Here is a 257-nt window from a genome sequence, read left to right as displayed (position 1 = left end):
AGCAGTTTTACCTTTTTTTCTAAGTCTTCTCTTACCATAACTTCCTGAATTGATTTTTCCTCTTTTTGATTTTTTGTCTCCTTTTCCCATAATGAAATATTTTATTGATGAGTACTAATGTAAAAATAAGTCTTTAAAATTCAAAGCTACAGACTGTTAAACTTTTCATGCATTCGGGATCCAGTCTACCGTTTCTGCATCTGCTGCTCAGGAACTGGGATTAAAAGAAGGAACACCGATTTCATACCGGGCAGGAG

Annotated in this window: 1 protein-coding gene; it reads right to left on the bottom strand. The window is 35.0% G+C overall.

Annotation, left to right across the window (positions count from 1 at the left end; all coding sequences use genetic code 11):
- The coding region (locus SCA31_RS24345; RefSeq protein WP_410699551.1) for a 30S ribosomal protein THX at positions 1 to 90 on the bottom strand (90 nt) is incomplete at its 3' end.
- Positions 91 to 257: the final 167 nt, after the last annotated feature.

Origin of the sequence: Chryseobacterium sp. SIMBA_028 (assembly GCF_046535285.1) — a bacterium.
Taxonomy (GTDB): domain Bacteria; phylum Bacteroidota; class Bacteroidia; order Flavobacteriales; family Weeksellaceae; genus Chryseobacterium.
The sequence above is the reverse complement of the archived record's forward strand: the minus strand, read 5'-3'. Positions and strand labels throughout refer to the sequence as shown.